Source organism: Paralimibaculum aggregatum, assembly GCF_030270585.1.
Classification (GTDB): domain Bacteria; phylum Pseudomonadota; class Alphaproteobacteria; order Rhodobacterales; family Rhodobacteraceae; genus Thermohalobaculum; species Thermohalobaculum aggregatum.
Genome location: NZ_BSYI01000106.1, coordinates 1 through 1,694, shown reverse-complemented (window position 1 = coordinate 1,694; position 1,694 = coordinate 1). Strand labels below are relative to the sequence as shown.

The 1,694-nt window shown below is 71.6% G+C and carries 1 protein-coding gene; it reads right to left on the bottom strand.

Features of this window, described 5'->3' with window-relative positions:
* A partial coding sequence (locus QSJ97_RS24460; protein ID WP_285675114.1) for a hypothetical protein occupies positions 1-1,694 on the bottom strand: 1,694 nt, incomplete at both ends.

The window sequence follows — 1,694 nt, the reverse complement described above, 5'->3', positions numbered from 1 at the left end:
CCGACCGAGGTATAGGGGTCGAAGTCGCGGATCTCGTAGCTGTCGAAGCCCGGGAAGGCGCCGGCGATCACCCCGAGGAGATCGAGCTCGGAGGCGCCGACCAGCGCGCCGAACTCGGTGCGCAGCTCCAGCACCGTGCCGCCGGTGATCGTGCCGGTGGTGAACACCGTCGAGGGGCCGTAGGCGCCGCGCTCGGCCGCGATGAAGCCGGAGAAGTTCCACTTCAGCCCGCCGGTTTCGGCCCAGGGCACGCCGTTGATGTTGATCCGCCCGAGCCCGGTCGTGGTCTCGAACTCGGTCACGGTGATCACGTCGCCCGGCAACGCGCCGGTGACGCCGCGCAGATAGGCATCGACATCGAGCACGCCGCGGTCGAAGAAATCCGCCAGCACGATCCCGGTGCCGCCCGTCACCCCCTGCGGCTGCAGCGAGAGCAGGCCCGGGCTCAGCGCCCCGGCATCGGCATCGCCATGATCCGGGAACGGCGCGACGCTGGCCTTGCCCGCCACCAGGCTGTCGCCGCCGCTGACATCGGCGCCGATCAGGTTCGGGTCGTCCGCCGGGTCCGGCGCGTTCAGCGCCGCCGAGAAGCCGGTGCTGGCCGTGAGCATGATCGCCTGGTTGGTCTCCGCGCCCTCGCCGGCGAGCCAGGCCGCGGCCCGGCTCAGCGCCTCGCCGACGCTGATCGTGTCGAAGCCGCCATCCTCGACGAAGTCGAAGACCCCGGCGAAGATCCCGCTGCCGGCGAGCCCGGCCGCGGCGTTGTCGGTGGTGGTCTGGTCGGTCGGGTCGAAGCCCGGCACCGTGACGTCGACGCCGGCGGCATCGACGATCACCTGCGCGGTGATCGGCGCGCCGCCGAAATCGGTCAGCACGGTGTTGATCGGCTCGCCCGCCGCCGGGCCGCCGGCGATCACCCGCGCATCGCTGGCCCGGGCATTGGTGAGCACCGCGATCGGCTGGCCGCCGCGGCCCTCGATCACCAGCTGCGCCGCCAGCTCCCAGAGCCCCATCAGCGCCGCATCCACCGGCGAGCCGGTGCGGCCCGAGCCGTTCGGATCGCCGGCCTCGGGGAAGTCGCCCGCGCCGCCGGGGCTGCCGGCCGCGTCGGAGACGTCGAGGATCGCCACGATCGACTGGCTCTGCGTGCGCGAGCTGGTCAGCGCGCCGGAGATCGCGATCTCGTCCAGCTGGTTCTCGGTGCGCAGCTCGACGCAGACGCAGTCGACATCGACATCGCCGATCACCGCCTTCGCCTCGCCGCCGAAATCCTCCGCGAAGCTGCCGTCGAAGCTCGAGGCCTCGCTCGACCAGGCCATGCCGACGATCGGGTCGAAGGCGCCGGCCAGGGTGCCCCCCACGACATCCACCAGCACGTCGTAGTTGTCGATGTCGTTCACCGTCGGGATCTGGCCGTCGGGCGTGTCGGTGGTGTTCTCCGCCCGCAGCGCCAGCACGTCGCCGGCCAGGATCACCGTGTCGATGCTGTCGTCGAAGCTGCCGTTGTCGTCCGCATCCTCCCAGATCAGGAAGCCGGTGAAGCCGGCCGGCGAGGTGCTGGAGGCGCCGTTCGTGACATTGCCGAAGCTGTCGAGCGCGATGTCGAGCGCGACCCGGATCTCGTGCAGGCCGCTGCCGGTCAGCGCCGGCAGCCCGTCCGCCATGGTGTAGATCTGCGAGGCCGCCGCCGACAG